This window comes from uncultured Tessaracoccus sp. (assembly GCF_947286155.1).
Classification (GTDB): Bacteria; Actinomycetota; Actinomycetes; order Propionibacteriales; family Propionibacteriaceae; genus Arachnia.
Genome location: NZ_CAMYPD010000041.1, coordinates 1 through 21,799 on the forward strand (window position 1 = coordinate 1; position 21,799 = coordinate 21,799).

19 protein-coding genes are annotated in these 21,799 nt (G+C 63.5%); 16 read left to right on the forward strand and 3 right to left on the reverse strand.

All coding sequences use genetic code 11. From position 1 onward, the window contains the following. From Q0X68_RS10210 to Q0X68_RS10265, 12 genes are all read left to right on the forward strand, one after another. Window positions 1-2,210, forward strand: a 2,210-nt coding sequence (locus Q0X68_RS10210; protein WP_297751193.1) for an HAD-IB family hydrolase, incomplete at its 5' end; no start/stop codon positions are given. 12 nt (window positions 2,211-2,222) lie between these two features. Then, the gene (locus Q0X68_RS10215) at window positions 2,223-3,740 is read left to right on the forward strand and encodes a lactate racemase domain-containing protein (protein WP_297751196.1); all 1,518 of its coding nucleotides are present in this window, start codon (window positions 2,223-2,225) and stop codon (window positions 3,738-3,740) included. Next, window positions 3,737-4,516 (forward strand): hypothetical protein, encoded by a 780-nt coding sequence (locus tag Q0X68_RS10220; RefSeq protein WP_297751199.1) that lies wholly within the window; start codon window positions 3,737-3,739, stop codon window positions 4,514-4,516. The genes Q0X68_RS10215 and Q0X68_RS10220 overlap by 4 nt, the downstream gene beginning before the upstream one ends. A 64-nt stretch (window positions 4,517-4,580) precedes the next feature. Further along, a complete protein-coding gene (locus Q0X68_RS10225) occupies window positions 4,581-5,354 on the forward strand; it encodes a YebC/PmpR family DNA-binding transcriptional regulator (RefSeq protein WP_297751202.1) in 774 nt (257 codons plus the stop codon). 18 nt (window positions 5,355-5,372) lie between these two features. Beyond that, window positions 5,373-5,882, forward strand: coding sequence for a crossover junction endodeoxyribonuclease RuvC (ruvC, locus tag Q0X68_RS10230; RefSeq protein WP_297751242.1), 510 nt, complete (start codon window positions 5,373-5,375; stop codon window positions 5,880-5,882). Further along, on the forward strand, window positions 5,879-6,487 hold the full coding sequence (ruvA, locus tag Q0X68_RS10235; protein WP_297751205.1) for a Holliday junction branch migration protein RuvA: 609 nt from the start codon (window positions 5,879-5,881) through the stop codon (window positions 6,485-6,487). The genes ruvC and ruvA overlap by 4 nt, the downstream gene beginning before the upstream one ends. Next, the gene (gene ruvB / locus Q0X68_RS10240; RefSeq protein WP_297751207.1) at window positions 6,484-7,512 is read left to right on the forward strand and encodes a Holliday junction branch migration DNA helicase RuvB; all 1,029 of its coding nucleotides are present in this window, start codon (window positions 6,484-6,486) and stop codon (window positions 7,510-7,512) included. Before ruvA ends, ruvB begins: the two co-directional genes overlap by 4 nt. Before the next feature lie 88 nt (window positions 7,513-7,600). Then, window positions 7,601-8,020, forward strand: a complete 420-nt coding sequence (gene yajC, locus Q0X68_RS10245) for a preprotein translocase subunit YajC (RefSeq protein ID WP_297751210.1) — start codon at window positions 7,601-7,603, stop codon at window positions 8,018-8,020. Between the two features lie 100 nt (window positions 8,021-8,120). Beyond that, a complete protein-coding gene (gene secD, locus Q0X68_RS10250; protein WP_297751245.1) occupies window positions 8,121-9,587 on the forward strand; it encodes a protein translocase subunit SecD in 1,467 nt (488 codons plus the stop codon). Between the two features lies 1 nt (window position 9,588). Then, window positions 9,589-10,725, forward strand: coding sequence for a protein translocase subunit SecF (gene secF, locus Q0X68_RS10255; RefSeq protein ID WP_297751213.1), 1,137 nt, complete (start codon window positions 9,589-9,591; stop codon window positions 10,723-10,725). Beyond that, window positions 10,722-11,246 (forward strand): adenine phosphoribosyltransferase, encoded by a 525-nt coding sequence (locus tag Q0X68_RS10260; protein ID WP_297751216.1) that lies wholly within the window; start codon window positions 10,722-10,724, stop codon window positions 11,244-11,246. Before secF ends, Q0X68_RS10260 begins: the two co-directional genes overlap by 4 nt. Window positions 11,247-11,249: 3 nt before the next feature. Next, window positions 11,250-12,314, forward strand: coding sequence for a TrkA family potassium uptake protein (locus Q0X68_RS10265; RefSeq protein WP_297751219.1), 1,065 nt, complete (start codon window positions 11,250-11,252; stop codon window positions 12,312-12,314). Here Q0X68_RS10265 and Q0X68_RS10270 read toward each other — a convergent pair. Next, window positions 12,311-13,216 carry a polysaccharide deacetylase family protein gene (locus Q0X68_RS10270; protein WP_297751222.1) on the reverse strand — a complete coding sequence of 302 codons (906 nt, stop codon included), beginning with the start codon at window positions 13,214-13,216 and terminating at the stop codon, window positions 12,311-12,313. The two genes, Q0X68_RS10265 and Q0X68_RS10270, sit on opposite strands and share 4 nt — an antisense overlap. 66 nt (window positions 13,217-13,282) lie before the next feature. Between Q0X68_RS10270 and Q0X68_RS10275 the strand changes: the two genes are divergently transcribed. Beyond that, window positions 13,283-15,535 (forward strand): bifunctional (p)ppGpp synthetase/guanosine-3',5'-bis(diphosphate) 3'-pyrophosphohydrolase, encoded by a 2,253-nt coding sequence (locus tag Q0X68_RS10275; RefSeq protein ID WP_297751225.1) that lies wholly within the window; start codon window positions 13,283-13,285, stop codon window positions 15,533-15,535. A gap of 61 nt (window positions 15,536-15,596) precedes the next feature. Here Q0X68_RS10275 and Q0X68_RS10280 read toward each other — a convergent pair whose 3' ends face one another. Then, complete coding sequence (locus Q0X68_RS10280; RefSeq protein ID WP_297751228.1) at window positions 15,597-16,841, reverse strand: DUF349 domain-containing protein; 1,245 nt, start codon at window positions 16,839-16,841, stop codon at window positions 15,597-15,599. A 30-nt stretch (window positions 16,842-16,871) separates the two neighbouring features. On the opposite strand from Q0X68_RS10280, the gene Q0X68_RS10285 reads away from it, so the two are divergent. Both Q0X68_RS10285 and hisS read left to right on the forward strand, forming a co-directional pair. Then, complete coding sequence (locus Q0X68_RS10285; protein WP_297751231.1) at window positions 16,872-17,555, forward strand: MBL fold metallo-hydrolase; 684 nt, start codon at window positions 16,872-16,874, stop codon at window positions 17,553-17,555. After that, entirely contained in the window at window positions 17,555-18,868 is a 1,314-nt protein-coding gene (gene hisS / locus Q0X68_RS10290) for a histidine--tRNA ligase (RefSeq protein WP_297751233.1), read from the forward strand. The genes Q0X68_RS10285 and hisS overlap by 1 nt, the downstream gene beginning before the upstream one ends. Before the next feature lie 4 nt (window positions 18,869-18,872). On the opposite strand, the gene Q0X68_RS10295 is transcribed toward hisS, so the two are convergent. Continuing rightward, window positions 18,873-19,748 (reverse strand): hypothetical protein, encoded by an 876-nt coding sequence (locus tag Q0X68_RS10295; protein ID WP_297751236.1) that lies wholly within the window; start codon window positions 19,746-19,748, stop codon window positions 18,873-18,875. 118 nt (window positions 19,749-19,866) lie between these two features. Here Q0X68_RS10295 and aspS point away from each other — a divergent pair, with 118 nt between their 5' ends. Further along, entirely contained in the window at window positions 19,867-21,660 is a 1,794-nt protein-coding gene (aspS, locus tag Q0X68_RS10300; RefSeq protein ID WP_297751239.1) for an aspartate--tRNA ligase, read from the forward strand. Window positions 21,661-21,799 lie beyond the last annotated feature (139 nt).

Here is a 21,799-nt window from a genome sequence, read left to right on the forward strand (position 1 = left end):
AGATGCTGTGGGCGTTCCTCAACGATTGCCCGCAAACGCGCACCGCGGTATTGGTGCGCCCGAAGGGCTCGCTCACGGCGGAAGATCGCGTGAAGGAGCTGCTCGGGAAAGACATCTTCGCCGAGGTTGTTGAGCGCGCTGGCTCCGTCGAGGCGCTGCTGGAGGAGCGCGTCGAGGTTATTCCTGGCGACCTGCCGAACGTTCCGGAGCTGCCGCGCGACATCGATGTCCTCATCCACTGCGCGGGTGACGTGTCGTTCGATCCGCCCATCGACCAGGCGTTCAAAACCAATGTGCTGGGCACCCAGGCGTTGCTGGGGCGCTTCCTCGAATCCGTGACCGACGACAAGGGCGAACTCGAGCGTATTCCGCACTACATCCACGTCTCGACGGCCTACACCGCCGGTCGACGTCGCGGCGCAATCCCGGAAACGGCGCACGCGCACGATGTCGACTACATGGTGGAAACCGAAGCCGCGCTGCAGATGGCAGAACACCTTGAGGCGGCGTCGCGTTCTCCCGAGCAACTCACCAAACTGCGCAAGCAGGCCGAGGCGCTGCATCGTCAGGCCGGATACCTCACCACGTCAGAAGATACCGAGCGGCGGCGGGTCGAATGGGTGCAGAAGGAGCTCGTAGCCGCCGGTACGGAACGCGCGCGTTCGCTCGGCTGGACCGACGTGTACACCTTCGCGAAGGCGATGGGTGAGCGCGTGGTGGCCGACATGTGCAAAGACATCCAGGTGTCCATCGTGCGCCCGGCGATCGTCGAATCATCCCTGCGCTACCCGCACCCGGGGTGGATCGAGGGCTTCAAGATGGCCGACCCCATCATCCTCGCGTATGGGCGCGGACAGCTGCCCGAGTTCCCCGCGTCGCCGGATGCGGTGATCGACATCATTCCTTGTGACTACGTGGTGAACACCATCATCGCCGTGTGCGCCACCGAGCCCGAGATCGGCCAGCCGGAGTTCTATCACTGTGCCTCGGGCGCCAGGAACCCGCTGACCTTCCGCGGCATCTACGAACAGGTGCGTGCCTACTTCGAGGAGCACCCCTATAACCACGGCACCGCATCGACGCCGCTTGCGACGTGGAAGTTCCCCGGCGCGGAACCCGTCGAACGCATGATGTGGCTAGGTGGCAAGGCCACCAAGGTCGCCGACAAGCTGTTGAGCTTCGCGCCGCGTGGTAAGGGCGTGCGGAAGTTGGCGACGCAGGTCGACCAGTCGCGCAAGCAACTCGACTTCCTCAATAAGTACCTCACCTTGTACGGCGAGTACCTACAGTCTGAGCTGCACTTCGTCGACGACTGCACCCTCGCGCTGCACAACTCGCTGCACCCCGACGACAAGGAGCGATTCGGCTTCGACTCGGCTGCATTCGACTGGACGCACTACATGCAGGACGTCCATGCTCCGTCCGTCTGCGACCCGGAGAAGCGCGCAGCCGCCAGGCGAAAGCGCCGCGCCAACCGTCAGCCCACGTTCCGCGACATTGAGCCGTCGGATACGCCGGTGCTCGCGGCGTTCGACCTCGACGGCACGGTGATGGCCACCAACGTGATTGAGACGTACCTGTGGTCGAAGATGCCGGAACTCTCGCCCTTCGGACGGGTGGCGGAGCTCGCGAAGCTTGTGACAGCATTACCCAACTATCTGGGCGCCGAACGGCGCGACCGCGGCGTGTTCTTGCGTTCCATCTACCGCCGCTACGAGGGTGCAGATCTGGAGGCGTTAGAACAGTACGTCGACGAACGTCTGGCACCGCTCATTCTCGACCGCATGTCGCCCGACGCGATCAGGCGCATCCGCGAGCATCGCGACGCCGGGCACACCACCGTGCTCATGACGGGCGTCATTCGCCCGCTGACCAGGCCATTTGAAGGCCTGTTCGACGTGATCGTCGCGGCGGATCTCGCCACGAACGAGAACGGCAAGTGCACGGGATTCCTGAGTGGCCCACCGATGGTGGGTGAATCTCGTTCGGCGTGGCTCAGGCACTTCGCGGCCCTGCATGGCATTGATCTCGAACACTCGTACGCGTACGCCGATTCGCACGTGGATCTCCCTATGCTGAGCTCGGTGGGGTACCCCCTTGTAGTCAGCCCCGACATCGGCCTCATGCGTGCCGCAAAGCAACGCGGGTGGTCGCTCGTCGACTGGCCTGCACTCAGCCCCATTCCTCGTTGGAAGATGCCCAAGGCGTAAGAAAGGATTTCCATGTCACGTCCTGGATTCGTGATCGAGGTCGACGAGAAGACCCCGGCACTGCTCACCCTTTCCGGCCAACAGCTTGGGCTTAGCAAGCTCGGGCTGGGCACGCAGGTGGTGTACGGCGCGGAGGCTACGCCGTCAACCGACCCGATGAGCCTCATCGACTCTGCCCTCGCAGCACCCAACGACGGCGTCGCGTTCGCTGAACGGCTCAAGACAGGCACGAAACTGACCATCGTGGTGGTCGACGACGAGCGCCCCCGGCCACGCATGCGCTTCGATATTCGGCAAAGCATCCTCGAGCGCGTACTGGAGGTTGCCGCGAAGCAGCTCGTCGACGACGTCGCCATCGTGATCGCCGGCGGGTTGCACAAGCGCTGGAGCGCCTTCGACATCACCCGCGCACTGGGCGACCGCGTCGCAACGAGCTTCCAGCCCGACGGACGCATCGAGAGCCACGACGTGACCGCTACCGATCTTGTGGAGATCGGCAAGGTGGACGGTCACCCGGTGAAGGTCAACCGTCGGGTCGCACAATCCGATGTGGTGGTCACCATCGGTACCCAGTTTGGTCGAGGCGGAGCCAGCCCGTTCACGAGCAGCATCCTCGACGTCGAGACGTTGCGACGTGTCGGTGGAGCCGCCCCCGAGGCTACGTTCACGGAGAAGGTGCATTCGACGGTGCTCGAAGCGTTCGACGTGTTTGCTATCCAGGCCGTGCTCGGTCAGCCCTTCTTCCCAGGCCCGCTGCACTTCGCGGGTGAGCGCGAATGGGAGTGGTCGTTGGCTGATCGCATGTCCTTCGCGACGGTACGGCAGCTGGGAGCCCTCGTACCGAAGATCGCGGGCCGACGGTTCCACGGCGCGCCGGTGGCCGACTACGCAGTCGTCGACGTCGTCAGTGGCGAATCAACCAAGGTGTTCTCCGAGGCCGCAGCGGTGTGGGTGGCAGCCAACGTCGTCGAACTGCCCAAGCAGGCGGATGTCGTGGTGACGCCAGTGTGGGGAGGCAGCTTCGACGAAGGCGACGCGTGCGGTTCCCCGATCAACGCCGCGCATCATGCACTCGTTCGGCGCATCGGTGCCACGATGGGCAAGCCGTACGCCCATGAGCGTGGAGTCGCCATTGCCATGCACCCGCTCACGCCGCGCTTTTCCAACCGTCGCCAGTCCTCGGCCTCCGACTTCTTTGCCAAGGTGCTGCCGCAGACCCTCACCCCGTCGGAGATGGGAGAGTTTGAACAGGCCGCGTGCGCGGATCAGTGGTACGTAGACCTCTACCGCAAACAGTTCGCCGACCATCCGCTGCGCACGTTCCAGTACTGGTACCGCGTGTGTGAAGCCACCGAGCAATTCGCAGATGTGATTTGGGTGGGAGGCAACAGGCTCACCGCTGACCTCTTCGGGCATCGCGCGGCAACGACGTTCGCTGATGCGCTGGAAATCGCGAGTGACAAGGTGGGGCGCCACCCAGTCGTCACGTATCTGCATGGCCCAGGGCTCCCGCTGGGAGACGTCCAATGACCCGCCAGCTCAAGTCGTGGGCTCGCAGTCAGAAGCCCCGACGCGGCCCCAAGCTCACACTGTTCAAGGACTTAGCAGCGATGGGTGTTCGCCGTCCTTCACCGCAGACGTCGCAGCCACGCCGCACAGGCAACAACCTCCGACTGGCGCGTGACTACGCCCGGCGCATCCGTGTACTGGCCGCGCTGTGGCCGCGCTTTGACGTCGAAGTCGTGGGCGGCGATGCGCTCGTCGGGCTCGAGACCCCGTTTGTGTTCGCGGTCAACGAAGCAGGCACGCTCGATCAGCAGGTGCTGGCACTTGCCCTGCCTCGCTCGCTGCGCCCGACCACCCGCCGGCTCAGCCGCGCGCTCAGCAAAGGCCGCAACGTCGTCGTGTTCTCCAGCGAACCATCTGGCGAGCGGCTCGTCGGTGAGTTCGACTTCACGGCCGCTGAACTCGCGAAACAGCACTCCATCGCGGTGGTGCCCGTGGGGCTCGTGGGCTCGTTCCGGCTTGCGGATACGCTGAAACTGCGATTGCGCAACAAACCCAAAGTATCGGTTCGGTTTGGAGCTCCGGTGCACGTTGCCACCCGCTCCATCGACGATGTCACCGATGAGGTGCAAGCCCGAGTGGAGCATCTCGTCGGCGAAGGAGAGCTGTCCTGGTGGGACGTGGAACGTCGCAGAACCAGCGGCGACGCACCGGCCTCGCCCCGAGCTGCGAAGTGGCGTCGGCTCTGGGACCAAGCCGAACCCAGGAACGAGGGAGCACGCCGGCGAATCTGGCGGTAACGGCCTTTTCCGAAAGCTCCTATAGACTTGAACGCACGTTCGCTTGTTGAAAGGAAGGGTGTCAATGGCGGGTCACTCCAAGTGGGCCACAACCAAGCATAAGAAGGCTGCCCTCGATGCTAAGCGCGGCAAGTTGTTTGCCAAGCTGATTAAGAACATCGAAGTCGCAGCCCGCACAGGTGGCGGTGACCCCGGCGGAAACCCGACGCTGTATGACGCCATCCAGAAGGCGAAGAAGTCGTCCGTCCCCAACGACAACATCGATCGCGCCGTTAAGCGCGGATCTGGTGTCGAGTCGGGCGGTGCTTCGTACGAGAACATCATGTACGAGGCGTACGGCCCCTCCGGCGTTGCCATCCTCATTGAGTGCCTCACCGACAACCGCAACCGTTCCGCCACCGAGGTGCGCATGGGTGTCACCCGCAACGGCGGCACCATGGCTGACGTCGGTTCCGTGCAGCGCATGTTCGCGCGCAAGGGCGTCGTGACGATCGCCAAACAGCAGGGCGGGCGCGTGCTGAGCGAGGACGACGTGATGGAAGCCGCGCTCGAGGCCGGGCTCGAAGAGGTCGAAGACGCCGGCGACAACTGGGAAGCCATGAGCGACCCCAACGATGTCGTTGAGGTGCGTAAGGCCGTGGAATCAGCCGGGCTCGAGTACGAATCCGCGGAAGTACAGTTCGTAGCATCGTTCGACACCACCGTCACCGACGTCGACACCGCAAAGAAAGTGTTCAACATCATCGACGCGCTCGAGGACTCCGACGACGTACAAAACGTGTTCACGAACATCGACCTGGCTCCCGAGGTGGAAGCCGCACTCGACGCTGAGGACTGAGCGGACGAGGTGCGAGTCATCGGCATTGACCCCGGTCTCACCAGGTGTGGGATCGGGGTTGTTGATGCGACGGTGGGGCGGGCTTCCTTCGTCGCAGTCGGTGTCGTGCGAACACCCGCTGAGCTTTCGACGCCGAAGCGCCTAGTCATGATCGAGTCCGGCATCGCCGAATGGGTCCGCGAACACAGCCCCGACGCGATGGCCATCGAGCGCGTGTTTGCGCAGCACAATCGCAGCTCGGTGATGGACACGATGCAGGCCGCGGGCGTGGCTTCGCTCGTCGGAGAACATGCCGGTCTCGACGTCACCTATCACACGCCGAGCGAGGTGAAGGCCGCCGTCACGGGCTCGGGCAGCGCAGACAAAGCCCAAGTCGCAGCCATGATCACCCGCATTCTCAAACTTTCAGCGCCACCACGTCCGGCGGACGCCGCCGACGCGCTCGCCGTGGCCATCACGCATGGCTGGCGCGGAGTACGCACGAACCGATACGCGGCCGCCGTGGCCGCTGCGAAAGGAAGACGATGATCGCGCAACTCACCGGGCAGGTGACGTACGCCGGGGCCACGTCATTCATCATTGAGGTGGCCGGTGTGGGTTACCGCGCCAACACGAACGCAAATACCGCCGCAACGCTCCGCATCGGGGAAGTGCACACCGTGCACACGAGCCTCGTCGTGAGAGAAGACTCGCTGACGATGTGGGGGTTTGCCACGCCCGCCGAGCGCGATGCCTTCGAACTGGTGCAGACCGCGTCGGGCGTTGGCCCCAAGGTGGCTGCCGCCATGTTGAGCGTCTTCAACCCAGGTGAGCTGCGGCAGGTGATCGCATCCGAAGACACCAGGCGTCTCACCTCCGTGCCAGGCATCGGCCCGAAGGGCGCGCAGAAGATCATCCTGGAGCTGAAAGACAAGGTGCTGCTCCTCTCCGACGACGAAGCGCCCGCGCCCGTTCTCGTCGCCAACGATGCGGTGTGGAAGAAGCAGGTGACGGAAGGTTTGGAAGGCCTCGGGTGGTCGTCGAAGGACGCTCAAACGGCATGTGAACATGTTGCTCCGCTCGTCGAGAAAGACCCGAACGTTCCCATCGCGACGCTCATGCGTGCCGCGCTGAGTAGATTGGCGAAGCGATGACCGAACCGTCGCCCGTCGATCCCGAGGCCACCGTAGGGGAGCGCGACTTCGAGTCGGCGCTCCGCCCCAAGTTGCTCACCGAATTTGAGGGCCAGCCGAGGGTGCGCGAGCAACTCGGGCTCGTGCTCGACGCTGCCCGCCACCGTGGCACCGCACCCGATCACGTGCTGCTGTCCGGCCCGCCCGGGCTCGGCAAAACCACGCTCGCCATGATCATCGCCAACGAGCTCGGCGTGAACCTGCGCATCACCTCAGGGCCTGCGATCCAGCACGCCGGTGATCTCGCCGCCATCCTCTCCGGCCTCGACGAGCACGAGGTGCTGTTCATCGACGAGATCCACCGCCTGTCCAAACCCGCTGAGGAAATGCTGTACCTGGCGATGGAAGACTTCCGCGTCGACGTGGTGGTGGGCAAGGGCCCAGGCGCTACCGCCATTCCAATCGACCTGCCACAGTTCACACTCGTCGGTGCCACCACCAGGGCAGGGCTCCTACCAGGCCCGCTACGCGATCGCTTCGGATTCACCGCCCAGCTCGACTTCTACGAAGACGATGCCCTCGCCGGCATCGTCGCCGTCTCCGCATCGAAGTTGGAGGTAGATCTGGCATCGGACGCCGCGACGGAGATCGCCTCGCGCAGCCGCGGCACACCGCGGATCGCGAACCGCCTGCTTCGACGGGTCCGTGACTACGGGCAAGTCAAAGGCCACGCGACGCTCCAGCGCGACGTCGCCCGCGCCGCGCTCGAACTCTACGAGGTCGACGAGCGGGGGCTCGACAGACTCGACCGCTCGGTGCTGCTCTCGCTCGTGGAGAAGTTTGGGGGAGGCCCCGTCGGGCTCTCGACACTCGCACTCAGCGTCGGCGAGGAGGTCGACACGGTCGCCGAAGTGGCCGAACCGTTCCTGATCCGGCAAGGATTCATGATGCGCACCCCGCGGGGCCGGGTGGCTACACCGTCGGCGTACACACACCTGGGCATGACGGCGCCCAACACCGCACCTGATTCGCTCTTCGGCGGCTAGCGTTGCGGCGTTTTCACGGCGGTTGAGCTATTGTGAACGGTGGTTTGCGCGCAAACCATCCCTGACCGATTCGACGAAAGTTTGTTCCATGCCTCCTGGCCTCGATTTACTGCTGATGATCGTCATCTTTGGCGCCATCATGTACTTCCTCATGATTCGCCCGCAGCAGAAGAGGATGCGAGAACATCAGGAAATGGTGAATGCCGTTGAGCCCGGCACCCGCGTGCTGTTGACCTCCGGCATCTACGCCACCGTGCTGCACATGGGGGAGCGCCAGATGATTGTTGAGGTCGCGCCGGGCGTTGAGATCACCGTCGTGAAGGGCCACATCTCCAAGGTTGTCACCGACGATGACGAGGAGTTCGTCTACGAGGGCGAAGGTAATGACGTGGAGGCTGACCTCGACGACACCGTCGCCACCGACGAGGAGCTCGACGACGTGCTGGGCAAGTCGGAGGAGTCCGACGATCCGTACACGCCCAACGCAGACCCGCAAGCCAACCGCTAGTTCCTGAGGCACTCACTTGGCAACCACATCACGTAAGCGTTCAAGGCCGGGCTTCGCCGTTATCGGCCTCCTCGCCGTCATCGCCCTCCTGTTCGGCATCATGGCCGGCACCAAGACTTGGGCCCCCAAGCTTGGTCTTGACCTGCAGGGCGGCATGACGATTACGCTCACCGCCACCAACCCGACGGTGTCACAAGAGTCTCTCGACCTCGCGGTCAGCATCATCCAGCAGCGTGTCGACGGCATGGGCGTCGGCGAGGCGTCGGTGACCACCATGGGCGACCGCAACATCATCGTCTCTGCACCGAACGTCTCCCGCGAAGACCTGGTGGAACTCGTCGGCGCCACCGCGCAGTTGGAGTTCCGACAGGTATTCAATGCCACACCTGCCCAGCCGACTGAGGAAAACTCGAAGGAACAGGACAAGGTCAGCCCGCTGCCTCGCCCCGAGGGCAACAAGGGTCAGATACTCGGTGTCGACCAGGTGCTGGCGTTTCAGCCCAGCAACGACGATAACCAGGGGTTCCAGGAGTATCAGTGCAACGACGATCCCACTGATGTACTCGATCAAGCGCAGACTGTCTGCGACGACGCCGGCGCCACCAAGTACCTGCTCGGCCCGGTCGCGGTGCAGGGTAAGAACGTCACGAACGCGCGCGCTGAGGTGCCCCAAAACGACGTTGGCTGGGTTGTCGCGCTCGAGTTCGACAATGAAGGCACTTCGCGGTTCGGGAAGATGACGCAAGCGCTGGTGAGCAAGCCCGAACCGACGAATATGTTTGCCATTGTGCTGGACGGCAAGGTGCGTTCGGCCGCGAGGGTGAATGTTCCCATCATGAACGGGCAGGCACAGATCTCCGGCCAGTTCACGCCCGAAGAGGCTGGGCAGCTCGCGAATGTGCTGAAGTTCGGTTCGCTGCCGCTCAACTTTGAGCCGTCGCAGGTTGAGAGCGTGTCCCCGACGCTGGGTGGCGAGCAGCTGCGCGTCGGCCTCATCGCCGGTGCTCTAGGGCTCGCCATCGTCGCCATGTATGCCCTGTTCTACTACCGGGGTCTCGGGCTCGTCGTGCTCATGTCGCTCGGGCTGGCCGGCGTGACCACCTACGTCATGATGACGCTGCTCGGCACGGCCGTGGGCTTCACATTGAGCCTGCCCGCCATCGCTGGCGCCATCGTCGGTATCGCCGTGACAGCCGATGCGTTCATCATCTACTTCGAGCGAATACGAGACGAGATTCGAGAGGGCCGCAGCCTCCGCTCCTCGCTCGAATCGGGATGGAAGAAGGCGCGCAGCACCATCTTCGTCGCCAATGCGGTGCAGATCCTGTCCGCCATCGTGTTGTACGTGCTGGCCGTCGGAGGCGTGCAGGGGTTCGCCTTCTCCCTGGGCCTCACGACATTCATCAACCTCGTGCTCGTCGTGTTCTTCACGAAGCCCGTCGTCACGCTGCTGGGGCGCACCAAGTTCTTCGGCGAGGGGCACCGTCTTTCCGGGTTGAGCCCCGACAAGATGGGTGTCTCGCGTGAGCGGCTGCTCGGCCGTCGTACCAAACGGAAGGAGGCCTGAGATGTCGGAGACGACCAAGGCTCCGAAGGAGAGCATCGCTCACCGCCTGTACTCAGGCAAGCTCAGCTACGACTTCATCAAGAACCGCAAGATGTGGTTCACCATCACGGCAGCCGTCGTGCTGATCTCGATCCTCGTGCTGATCTTCAAGCAGCTCACCCTCGGCATCGAGTTCCGTGGCGGCACCGACTTCCAGGCACCCATCGAGGTGCAGGGAGAAACCATCCAAGATGTCCGAGACGCCACCAGCGAGTTCGCCATCCAGGATCTCGATGCGCAGGTGTTCTCCATCGGCGATTCCGCAGTGCGAGTGCAGACGCGCTCGCTCACGCCGTCGGAGATCACCCAAACGCGTGAGGACATCGCGAAGGTTGTGGGCGCCGATGTTGAGCAGGTCACCTACAACACCATTGGCGGCTCGTGGGGCGACAAGATTTCTCGCGACGCCGCCACCGCGGTGGTTGTATTCATCGCGCTGGTGATGCTCCTGATCGCCACCTACTTCCGCAACTGGCGCATGGCGGTGGCAGCCGTGATCGCCCTGGCGCACGACGTGATCGTCACGCTCGGCGTCTACGCCCTCGTCGGGTTCACCGTCACGCCGTCTACCTTGATCGGTATTTTGACCATCCTCGGCTACTCGCTCTACGACACCGTGGTGGTGTTCGACAAGGTGCGAGAGAACGTCAAGGACCTGGAGCACAGCACCAAGACGTACTCACAGCAGGCCAACCTCGCCATCAACCAGGTGCTGGTACGTTCAGTGAACACCACCGTCATCGGCGTGCTCCCCGTCACCGCGATGCTGCTGGCTGGTGTCATCGGCAACTCTAACCCCCTGCAAGATCTCGGTCTGGCGCTGCTCGTCGGCATGATCGCAGGCGCGTTTTCGTCGATCTTCATCGCGACTCCGCTGCTGGCCTGGTTCACGGAGCGTACCCCGGAAATGCGCGAACATCGCGCGACGCTGGAGAAGCGCCGTGCCCGCGACGAGCATCGTGCGCAGGCCAAAGCGCAGGAGATCGAGGAAACCGACGACGCCCAGCCCGTCGCCGCTGCTACGGCACCGAGTGTTCCGCTCGAACGCCGTCAGCGTCGTACGCATCAGACCCGCGCCCAGCGCAAGGGGAAGAAATGAACGACGACATCGCGGCGCTGATCACGGATGTGCGCGATTTCCCCAAACCGGGGATCGTGTTCAAAGACATCACTCCGCTGCTCGCATCCCCGACGGGGTTTCAGAAGGCAGTCGATGCGTTGGCCGCCTCGGCGCCGGATGGTATCGATGCGGTGGTGGGCATGGAGGCTCGCGGGTTCATCTTCGCGGCTCCGGTGGCGCTGCAGCTGAACGCCGGATTTGTGCCCGTGCGGAAACCCGGCAAGCTGCCCGGTGATGTGTACTCCCAGTCGTTCGATCTCGAGTACGGATCTGAGACGCTCACGGTGCATCGCAATGCGATCGAGCCGGGGGCTCGTGTACTGGTGATCGACGACGTGCTCGCCACCGGCGGCACTGTCGCGGCCACCGCTGGTTTGCTGCGTCAGCTGGGTGCCGAGCTTGTGCACGTCGCGGTGGTGCTCGAACTCGCTGAACTCGGCGGTCGCAAGGTGCTGGAAGATCAGGGCATCGCCCGTCTCAGTTCGCTCGTGCAGGGCTGATCCATGGCATCGCGGCTGAAGGCCGGCCCGCTCGCGCTGGTGAGCTTGCCCCGGGTTGCGGAGTCTCCGTTCAAGGAGCTTGCGCGCCGGGGCATCCTCGCGTTCATGCTGCTGCTGATTTGTACGCTCATCGTGTGGGTGGACGCGCCTGCCTACAGCGACAACGTCGGGCAGGATGGCGTCGGATTCATCGATGCCCTCTACTACGCCACAGTGACGCTCACCACCACCGGCTACGGGGATATTACGCCTGTCGCGCCGCACGCTCGGCTGCTCAACATCATCGTCATCACGCCGCTCAGGATCGGCTTCCTGGTGCTGTTGGTTGGCACCACCATTGAGGTGCTGGCTAATGAGGGCAGCCGCTCGATCCGAGATGCGCGTTGGAGGAGAAGAATGCGCAACCACATCGTCGTTATTGGTTACGGCACCAAGGGCCGTTCTGCGGTGAACACGCTGCGTCGCCAGGGGGAGAAGCCCGAGAAGATCGTCGTCATCGACGACAAGGATTCGGCCATCGCCGATGCCAACTTCGACGGTCTCGCCGCATTCCTCGGCGACGCCACCCGCCGCGACTTGCTCCGTCGCGCAGAGGTGCCGAAAGCGCAAGAAGTGGTGATCTGTCTGGACCGCGACGACGCCGCCATCCTCACCACCTTGACGGTGCGCCAGCTCAACCCGACGGCGAACGTCGTTGTGGCCGTGCGCGAGCACCAAAACGTGCCGCTGGTGAAGCAATCCGGTGCCACGAGCGTCGTGACGAGTTCAGAGACAGTGGGCAGGCTCGTCGGTCTGTCTGCCATCGGTCCGGACTTGGGCGCGATCATCCAAGACATGTTGACCGGTGGTGAGGGCCTCGAGGTGCATCAGCGTCAGGCGTTGCCGGAGGAAGTGGGTCAGTCGCCGTCGTCGGTGGTGGGGGAGAACGTCATCGGCGTCGTCCGTAACGACACGCTGCGCCGCTTCTACGACTCGACAGTGGCCCGCATCGAAACCGGTGACCAGCTCATCGTGATCCGTCGCGCCGCTCCCGCCGACCCGAAGGCCATACAGAACGACGACGACTAGACCCCAGCCTCAGCGAGCGTTGTAAACGTCAGCCCGGAAGCGCGAAGTTTCGGCAGTGCAATGCGCAGCCCTTCGTAGGTGTCGCCACGCGGCTGATTGCAGTGGCACAAGATGATCGAGCCAGCCCTCGCCTGTTGCACGGAATTCGCCACTTGCTCGGCGGTGAACGTGGCGCCAGCATCACCGTTGATATCAAAGCCGACGGGAACCTCGCCTAAGGCGCGCACGATCTTGACGGCGACGTCGTCGTACCACGCCGTTCCGGTACGGAAGTATCGCGGCGGTGTCCCGAGCTCACCGGTGAGGAATGTGTGGTTCTCCATGATCTCGTCGAATACCTCGCCGGCGTTGCGGGTGCCAGCGATGCCGTACTGTGAGCGGCCAGTGACTGAGAGCGGCACATGACGGGTGCCGTGGTTGCCGATCTCAAAGAGGTCTGAGTCCTCGGCGAGCCGGTTGAATGCCTCGGCATTGGCCTCGATCCAGCGCTTGTTCAGAAACACGACTGCCGGGATGCGCTCGCTGCGCAGGTAGTTCAGAAGCTCATCGTCGACCCGGCTGCCGTGCTTGCCACCGCAGGCGTCCAGCGTCAACACAACGCTGTCGGACTCAGTGCGCCGAACGAGCCCCGGCAGCGCCGAGTGGTTGCCGTCGCTCCACAGCGTTGGTGATCGGTCTTGAAACTGTTTGACGATCACCTCACGCGTGGAGCCCGCCGACGACGGTGTCGGCGTGGCGCTCTGGGCGGGCGTTGGAGAACTCGCCGACGCTGGGGACGCGGATACTCTCGGTGTCGCTCGTTGCTGACGTGGTTCCTGCTCGGGCGCGCACGCATGCAGGCCTACCAGCGCGCCCACGGTGGCGAGGTGTCGTCGGCTCAGCTGCACGTCCAGATCTCTCACGCTGGCAGCCTATGCGATCACGAAACGACGTAGTATTTGACACTATGGATGTATCAAGGAGCGTCGATGGAAACGCATGAGGTAGCTGACCAGCAGCTCACGTGGCAGCGCATGCGCCAACGGCTGGCGCGGCTCGGCTCCGTGCGTCCGCGCTCGGCTGTCCTTGATCCGCTGTTCTCGATTGTCAAGGCGAACCATCCGAAGGCTGACCTTGAGCTCATCGAGCGGGCCTACCGCACTGCAGAGCATTACCACGCCGGCCAGATGCGCAAATCCGGCGATCCGTACATCACGCATCCGCTCGCCGTCGCGACGATCCTCGCCGAGCTCGGCATGACGGAACCAGTGCTCGTTGCCGCGCTGCTGCACGACACCGTCGAGGACACGGAGTACACGCTGGAGCAGTGTCGCAGCGAGTTCTCCGACGAAGTGGCGCGCATGGTGGACGGCGTCACCAAGCTCGACAAGCTCACCTATGGCGAGACGGCGAAGGCCGAGACCATTCGCAAGATGATCATGGCCACCTCGGAGGAAGTCCGGGTGCTCATCATCAAACTCGCCGACCGCCTGCACAATATGCGCACCATCGGTTCGCTGCGCCCCGACAAGCAGATTCGGATCGCGACGGAGACGCTGAACATTTTTGCGCCGCTGGCTCACCGGCTCGGCATGAACACGATCAAGTGGGAGCTCGAAGATTTGAGCTTCCAGGCCATCGAGCCGAAGGTGTACCAAGAGATCGTCGACATGGTCGACTCCGCGGCACCCGAACGTGACGCCACGCTGCGCGAACTGATTAAGCAGTTCCAAACGCTGCTCCGCGAGGCGAAAATCGACGCGACGGTGTACGGGCGCCCCAAGCACTACTACTCGATCTACCAAAAGATGATGGTCCGCGGGCGTGACTTCCGCGACATCTATGACCTCATTGGGCTGCGCGTGCTCGTCAACTCTGAGCGCGATTGCTACTCGGTACTGGGTGTGGCGCACGCAGTGTGGAAGCCCATTCCTGGGCGCTTCAAGGACTACATCGCCAACCCGAAATTCAACATGTACCAGTCGCTGCACACGACGGTGATGGGCTCCAACAAGGAGCCTGTTGAGCTGCAGATCCGCACGCATGAGATGCATTGTCGTGCCGAGTACGGTGTTGCTGCGCACTGGAAGTACAAGCAGAACCTCAGGGACGGGATCACACCGGAAGAGGCCGGGCTGCGGGCGATGCACCAGCTTTCGGTGATGAGTAAGGAGACCGAGGATCCGTCAGAGTTCCTGGATTCGGTGCTGTTCGAGATCAACTCCGACGAAATCTTTGTATTCACGCCCAAGGGCGAGGTCACGGCGCTGCCGGTGGGGGCCACTCCAGTCGACTTCGCATTCTCCGTGCACACCGAGGTGGGATACCGCTGCATCGGTGCCCGCGTCAACGGGCGTCTCGTCTCACTCAGCACGCCCTTGCAACAGGGTGACAAAGTAGAGATCCTCACTGCCAAAACAGAGGAGGCAGGCCCCAGCCGAGATTGGCTGAACTTCGTCGTTACCTCGAGGGCGAAGCAGAAGATCCGCCAGCATTTTTCCAGGGAGCGCCGCGACGAAGCCATCGAAAAAGGCCAAGACCTGCTGGCACGCGAGATACGTCGGCACGGCATCCCGCTACAGCGTCTGCTCAACCTTGAGAATCTCACCGCGGTGGCCCATGAGCTCAACCAGAAGGGTGTGCCGTCGCTGTACAACGCCGTCGGGGAGGGGCAGCTTGCGGCCCCCACCGTCGTGGGCAAGCTCATCGCCTTGCACGGGGGAGAGGACGAGGCGCTCGACACCGTGAGCGAGGACGATCCTCACGTCGGCTCCGGCAGCGGTCCAGTGTCCGCGACAGCGTCCATCCTGGTGGATGGTGATGACCGCGTCGATGCAAAATTCGCGAAGTGTTGTTCGCCATTGCCCGGCGACGAAATCATCGGCTTCGTCACCAAAGGCGACGGCGTCAGCGTGCATTTGCGCAGTTGCAACAACGTGCCGTCGCTCCTTGAGCAGCCGGAACGCATCATCGATGTGCGCTGGAGCAACAACCCGGGCGATACCTTCGTCGTCACCCTGGAAATGCACGGCATCGACCGCACCGGGCTGCTCTCCGACGTGTCCAGCATGCTCGCCGCCCAACACATCGACATCCTCTCGGTGAAAATCGAGTCGGCGAAACAGCGCCAGTTCACGGGCAAGATCACGTTTGAGGCAGCCGATCCGACACACCTTAAACACATCATCAACCAGGTGCGACGCATTCCCGGCGTCTTCGACGTGTACCGCACCCAGGGCTAAACGCAGTTCGGCCGCGAGCATCTTCTGCTCGCGGCCGAACTGGGCGTCGATGAAGTGTGGGTTACGCCGTGAACTCTGCGGAGGTCTCCTTCGCCTGCTCCAACCACGCGGTGTACGTTTCGAGCGACTTGCGCACGTCTTTGGCCTTGCGCTCATCGCCCTTCGCCTCGGCGTCGGCAAGCTGCTTGGTGAGCTTGTCCACCTGTTCTTGGAACTTCGTCACCATGTCATCGGCTCGTTGGCGTGCCTCCGGGTCGGTGCGCCGCCATTCCTCGGCCTCGAGGTCCGAAACGCGCTCGTTGATGCGCCGGACGCGGTTGTCCATGTCGCGCATCGCGTTGCGGGGCACATGCCCGACCTCGTTGAACTTGGTGAGGAAATCGCGATGAATGCTCTTCGCCTGTTCGGCGTCGGTCACGCCTTCGAGGTCCTTCTCCACTTGCTCCACGAGCGCTTGCTTGGCGGTGAGGTTCTCACTCTGCTCGCCATCGATCATGTTTTGCGCCTCGGTGCGGGCGTTGAAGAACTGGTCCTGAATAGCGCGGAACTTTGCCCACAATGCGTCATCGTCTTGGCGGCGGGCCGAGCCGGCAGCCTTCCAGCGGCGCATGAGGTCACGGAAGGCACCTGAGGTCGGACCCCAATCCGTAGAGGTAGCCAACGGCTCAGCCTCCTTGATGATGGCCTCCCTGATCGCCTTCGCCTCGTCGCGCTTGGCGTTCAGTTCCGCGAAGTGGGCCTTCCTGCGCCGCGTGTACTGGGTACGGGCCGAGCTGAAGCGGTGCCACAACTCGTTGTCGGTTGCCTTGTCAACGCGGGGGAGTTTCTTCCACTCGTCGAGCAGGGCTCGGAAACGATCGACGCCGCCGCGCCAGTCGTTGCCGGTCGACAGCTTCTCGGCTTCTTCAACCATGGCGGTCTTGGCTTCAATCGTGGCGGCATTCTGCTCAGCGCGAGCCGCTTTACGTGCCTCAATCTGCGCCGGGAGCTTCTCTGCGAGCTTGTCCAGGCGCGCAATCAGTGCTTCCAAGTTGCCGACGGCGTTCGCCTCGGCCACGTTGGCTTTCGCCGTCGTAATGCGTGTTTTCGCTTCTTCCGGGCTCATGGCCTGTGCGTCGACGCGCTGTTCCAGGAGGACCACTTCGGCCTCGAGGTTCTCATATCGCCGCACGTAGAAGGCGAGGGCTTCTTCGGGGGTGGAGTCGGGGATTTGTCCGACGCTTCGTTCGGTGTCACCAACGCGGACATATACGGTGCCATCTGGGTCGACACGGCCGAAGTCTGCGGGCGCTTGCTGTTCGCTCATAGGTTTAATCTATCCCGATAGGGTGCTGTTGTGCGTATTCATCGTCTCGTAGTTTCGCCATGGCAGGCCAATTGTTACGTTTTGCAGCCGTTCGACGACGTTCCCGACGTGGTCGTCGTCGACCCAGGGCTGCAGGGAGCGGACTTCGTCGACGCTCAACTTCAGCAGCTCGGGTTGCGCCCCGTCGCGCTCCTTGGCACACACGGGCACATTGACCACGTCGGCGACGCGCACCTGCTCGCAGAACGCCACGAGATCGCCCTCTACCTGACTGAGGCTGATCAGCCACTCCTGACCAAACCTGGATTGGCGCTGAGCCCCAACTCGGCGAAGTTCCTGCCCCAGATGCTCGGTGGCACCGACGAGCTGCCGCCGGTTCGCTCGGTGGTGTCACTGCGCGACGAGCAGGAGATTGGGGGCATGCGGATGCGGGTGCTTCCCGCACCCGGCCACACCAAGGGATCCGCCATCATCGACGTCACTGCTGGCGACCAGCGCGTGCTGCTCTCAGGCGACGTGGTGTTCGCCGGCAGCATTGGGCGCACGGATTTTCCCGGGGGTAGCATGGCGGAGATGCGCGACTCGCTTCGTCGCATCCTGACCGCGTTCGACCACGAGCTGATGCTGCTTCCCGGCCACGGGGATGCGACGACGCTCGCCGCCGAGGCGGCAACCAACCCGTACCTCCAAGACGACTTTCTGAAGGTGGACTAATGGCGCGCCCCAAACCACTGTCCGGTTTCCCCGAGTTCCTACCCGCCGGCCGCATCGTCGAGCAGCGTGTGCTCGACGTCGTTCGCTCTACGTTCGAACTCCATGGCTTTGCGCCCATCGAAACACGCGCCGTCGAGCCTCTTGAGCAGCTTGCGCGCAAGGGAGAAATCGACAAGGAGATCTACGTCGTTAAACGCCTCCACGCAGCCGACGATGACGCTGCGGAGCTCGGCCTGCACTTCGACCTCACGGTGCCGTTCGCCAGGTGGGTGCTCGAGCACGCCGGGCACCTGCAGTTCCCGTTCCGCCGCTACCAGATGCAGAAGGTGTGGCGAGGGGAACGCCCTCAGGAAGGACGCTACCGGGAGTTTTTGCAGGCCGACATCGACATCGTCGGGCAAGGCGCCCTGGCGGCCCACCACGACGTCGAGATTCCCCTTGTCGCGCTCGACGTGTTCCGACGCCTGCACGACGAGATCGGCCTTCCCACCGCCACCATTCACGTGAATAACCGCAAGCTCTCGGAGGGGTTCTATCGCGGGCTTGGCATCGACGAACCCGCGGCGGTGCTGCAGCGCGTCGATAAGTACGACAAGGTCGGGCCTGCCGTCGTGCATTCGCTACTCGTCGACGAGCTTGAACTGAGCGACGAACAGGCCAGCAAGTGCGTGGCATTGGCCGGTATCCACGGCAGCGACGATGCATTCGTCGACGAGGTCCGCGCACTCGGGGTACAGCACCCCATGCTGGATGAGGGCCTTGACGAACTCGCACAGCTGGTGCGCGTCGCGAACTCCGACGGACTGGTCGTCGACCTGAAGATCGCTCGCGGACTCGACTACTACACCGGCACGGTCTACGAAACCTTCCTCGACGGATCAGAACACCTCGGATCCGTCGCCTCTGGCGGCAGGTACGACTCGCTGGCCGCCGACGGCAAGCAGGTATTCCCTGGCGTTGGCTACAGCTTCGGCATTACTCGCATCCTCGCCCCGCTGATCTCGAAGGGACGCGTGAGCGCGGATCGTGTGGTGCCGAGTGTGGTGCTCGTCGCCGTCGATCACGAGGACACGCGCGAGCAATCCATCGGTGTCGCGAACGCGCTGCGGGCCAGGGGAATTGCGTGCGAGGTGGCGCCGAAGGCGGACAAATTCGGCAAGCAGATCCGCTACGCCGAGCGCCGCGGCATCCCGTTCGTCTGGTTTGGCGAAGGCTCCGTGAAGGACATCCGCTCCGGCGACCAGGTAGATGCGGACCCTGCCAGCTGGGAGCCCCCGACGGACGACCTCCGCCCCGGCATCGTGGTCGACTGAGGGCTCACCGTCGGCGGTTGCGCAGGAATCCGGGCACGAGCTCTTCGAGGCGCGGGGCGAGCCACAAGGCATATTCGATGTCGGCGGTGTGCGCCCCAGGCGCGAGCCAGAAGATTGTCCATCCTCTGGCGAGATCCACCCGCTCGATGGCAGGGGGTGCCTGCAGTAGCAACGCCATCACGCGGGGATGCACCATGGCGTGGCCCGCTTGCGTATCAGCTGCGCGCAGGCTGTACCTGTCGTTGAAGTGCACCGACTCCACCTGTGAGTCGGGCTGCTCCCACAGCGACGTCAGCCGTCGATCGATGAGGGAGACCGCAGGTAGGTCGAAGGTGTTCTGGACAGCTACGAACCTTCTGCGAGCCTCCGGGCTGACCATCCGGTGCATCGTGAAGGTCATCTGGGTGAGCTCATCTACGTGGATTGCCATGGCGCGAGTGCGACGACGAAGCGGCCGGGCCTCCCTGGCACCCCGGCCCGGCAACAGATGGCGAAGCCCAATTTCTGTGTCGTGGCGCTCCGCCACAGCGGAGAGTGCGAGCATCTCCCGGTACCCGTCTTCACGCCGCAGCCGGCGAAGGTAGATCCAGCCGTGCTGCTCAGCCCACTTCCGAAGTTCACGACGTCGGCCGGCGCTGGCGACCATGAAACCCCCGACCGCCACCACTCGCATCAGTAGTAGCGGCAGACCAAAGAGAACCATCAAACAGACGCCGATGATGATGAGGATGACCCCGACTTCCGTGAGATCACCGCTCAGCTGAATGCCCAAGTAAGCCAGCGCAACACCGATCACTGTGCCGCCTGCCAGGATGACCATCACGCTTCGGCGAGAACGATGGAACAAGCGCTCGAACCAGGTGAGTGAGTTGCGTTGCATCACACCAAGATAGCGGGCGTGCCGTGGAGCTTGCTCGTGGCGACGAACGGGGACGGAAGCTAGGATCGGTGCTCTGGAGCTGCACTGTCTATGCAGCCGTCGACGAAAGGAATACGTTGTGATCCGCACGCACGATGCCGGCACGCTCCGCAAGGAGCACATTGGCCAGGAAGTCGTACTCGCTGGTTGGGTGGCCAAGCGTCGAGATCATGGAGGCGTCGCTTTCATCGATCTGCGCGATGCGTCCGGCCGAGCGCAAGTGGTGATCCGCGACGAGCTTCTCGAGCAGACCGGTGCGCACGACCTTCGCAACGAGTACTGCATCCGCGTGAAGGGTGTCGTCGAAGAGCGTCCGGAGGGCAACGAGAATCCTGAGCTCGCTACCGGCGAGATCGAGGTGGCCATCGAGGAACTGGAGGTGCTGAACCCGTCGGCGCCGCTCCCATTCCAAATCGACGAGCGCGTCACCGTCGGTGAGGAAGCCCGTCTGAAGTACCGCTACTTGGATCTTCGTCGGCCCAAGCCAGGCGCCAACATTCGTCTTCGCTCCAAGGTGAACCAGGCTGCTCGCCGCGTGCTGGAACAGCACGATTTCGTGGAGATCGAAACCCCGACGTTGACCCGCTCGACGCCTGAAGGCGCCCGCGACTTCGTCGTCCCGGCACGCCTGGCGCCCGGATCGTGGTACGCGCTGCCGCAGTCGCCACAGCTGTTCAAGCAGTTGCTCATGGTGGCGGGCATGGAGCGCTACTACCAGATCGCTCGTTGCTACCGCGACGAGGATTTCCGCGCCGACCGTCAGCCGGAGTTCACGCAGCTCGACATCGAGATGAGCTTCGTCGACCAGGAAGATGTGATCGCGCTCGGCGAGCAGCTCGCGTCGGAGATCTGGAAGCTCATCGACGTCGACCTGCCTACGCCGTTCCCACGCATCACCTACCTCGATGCGATGTCGAAGTACGGCTCCGACAAGCCGGACCTGCGCTTCGACCTCGAGATCACCGAACTCACCGAGTACTTCAAGGACACGAATTTCCGTGTCTTCCAGGCAGAGTACGTCGGCGCCATTGTCATGCCCGGCGGCGGCTCGCAGCCTCGACGCACGTTCGACGCCTGGCAGGAGTGGGCTCGCCAGCGAGGAGCAAAGGGCCTGGCCTACGTCACGCTCGACGATGAAGGCACGCTGGGTGGCCCTGTCGCGAAGAATCTCTCCGACGAGGAACGCTCCGGTTTGGCCGCTAAGACCGGTGCGCAGCCTGGCGACTGCATCTTCTTCGCTGCCGGCCAGGTGGCGCCGTCGCAGGCGCTTCTCGGTGCGGCGCGCAACGAGATTGGTGAGCGCTGTGGGCTCATCGACGAGGATGCCTGGAGCTTCGTATGGGTTGTGGATGCGCCGCTGTTCAAGCCCGCGTCCGAGGCCAAGGCGGAGGGCGACGTCGCGGTCGGAGGCGGACAGTGGACGGCGGTACATCACGCGTTCACCTCGCCGAAGCCCGAGTGCCTGGACACGTTCGATGCTGACCCGGGCAGTGCGCTCGCCTACGCCTACGACATGGTGTGCAACGGCAACGAGATCGGTGGTGGCTCGATCCGTATCCACCGTCGCGATGTGCAGGAGCGCGTGTTCAAGGTGATGGGTATCAGCAACGAGGAGGCGCAGGAGAAGTTCGGCTTCCTCCTCGACGCGTTCCAGTTTGGTGCGCCCCCGCACGGTGGTATCGCCTTCGGGTGGGACCGCATCGTCGCGCTGCTCAGCAAGTCGGACTCGATCCGCGACGTCATCGCGTTCCCGAAGTCTGGTGGCGGCTACGACCCGCTGACCGCCGCACCTGCCCCCATCTCGGCCCAGCAGCGCAAGGAAACCGGCGTCGACTTCAAGCCTGAAAAGAAGGACGCTCAGCGCAGCGAGTAGTCGGGCCTTCCCCGGCCATCGAGTAGGCGAAGCACCGTCCGCCCGGTCATCGAGTAGGGCCGAAGGCCCGTATCGAGATGCGGCGTGGTTTCGATACAGTCATGATGGTGGTGTTCTGGGGCTCGCGTTTGGCTGTTTT

Coding starts and splice junctions, on each gene's coding strand:
- Q0X68_RS10215 (WP_297751196.1), top strand. CDS start 2,223: ATGTCACGTCCTGGATTCGTGATCGAGGTCGACGAGAAGACCCCGGCA.
- Q0X68_RS10220 (WP_297751199.1), top strand. CDS start 3,737: ATGACCCGCCAGCTCAAGTCGTGGGCTCGCAGTCAGAAGCCCCGACGC.
- Q0X68_RS10225 (WP_297751202.1), top strand. CDS start 4,581: ATGGCGGGTCACTCCAAGTGGGCCACAACCAAGCATAAGAAGGCTGCC.
- ruvA (WP_297751205.1), top strand. CDS start 5,879: ATGATCGCGCAACTCACCGGGCAGGTGACGTACGCCGGGGCCACGTCA.
- ruvB (WP_297751207.1), top strand. CDS start 6,484: ATGACCGAACCGTCGCCCGTCGATCCCGAGGCCACCGTAGGGGAGCGC.
- yajC (WP_297751210.1), top strand. CDS start 7,601: ATGCCTCCTGGCCTCGATTTACTGCTGATGATCGTCATCTTTGGCGCC.
- secD (WP_297751245.1), top strand. CDS start 8,121: ATGGCCGGCACCAAGACTTGGGCCCCCAAGCTTGGTCTTGACCTGCAG.
- secF (WP_297751213.1), top strand. CDS start 9,589: ATGTCGGAGACGACCAAGGCTCCGAAGGAGAGCATCGCTCACCGCCTG.
- Q0X68_RS10260 (WP_297751216.1), top strand. CDS start 10,722: ATGAACGACGACATCGCGGCGCTGATCACGGATGTGCGCGATTTCCCC.
- Q0X68_RS10265 (WP_297751219.1), top strand. CDS start 11,250: ATGGCATCGCGGCTGAAGGCCGGCCCGCTCGCGCTGGTGAGCTTGCCC.
- Q0X68_RS10275 (WP_297751225.1), top strand. CDS start 13,283: ATGGAAACGCATGAGGTAGCTGACCAGCAGCTCACGTGGCAGCGCATG.
- Q0X68_RS10280 (WP_297751228.1), bottom strand. CDS start 16,841: ATGAGCGAACAGCAAGCGCCCGCAGACTTCGGCCGTGTCGACCCAGAT.
- hisS (WP_297751233.1), top strand. CDS start 17,555: ATGGCGCGCCCCAAACCACTGTCCGGTTTCCCCGAGTTCCTACCCGCC.
- Q0X68_RS10295 (WP_297751236.1), bottom strand. CDS start 19,748: ATGCAACGCAACTCACTCACCTGGTTCGAGCGCTTGTTCCATCGTTCT.